This window comes from Pseudoalteromonas sp. 0802, assembly GCF_013350085.1.
Classification (GTDB): Bacteria; Pseudomonadota; Gammaproteobacteria; order Enterobacterales; family Alteromonadaceae; genus Pseudoalteromonas.
On record NZ_JABVXE010000128.1, the window covers coordinates 1 to 208 of the forward strand.

Below are 208 nucleotides of genomic sequence, written 5' to 3' on the forward strand. Positions count from 1 at the left end.
AATTGGTAGACACAAGGGATTTAAAATCCCTCGCTGGTAACAGCGTGCCGGTTCAAGTCCGGCCCCGGGCACCATTTGTGGTTAACTACAGCACCAAATGTGGTTATAAAAATGATATTAGAGTTAATATGATGCGGCACTAGCTCAGTTGGTAGAGCGCAACCTTGCCAAGGTTGAGGTCACGAGTTCGAGCCTCGTGTGCCGCTCC

General features: G+C 49.5%; 1 tRNA gene. It reads left to right on the forward strand.

Going from position 1 to position 208, the window contains the following annotated elements:
• Positions 1–133 precede the first annotated feature (133 nt).
• Positions 134–206: transfer RNA gene (locus tag HUS61_RS21470), tRNA-Gly, on the forward strand.
• Positions 207–208: the final 2 nt, after the last annotated feature.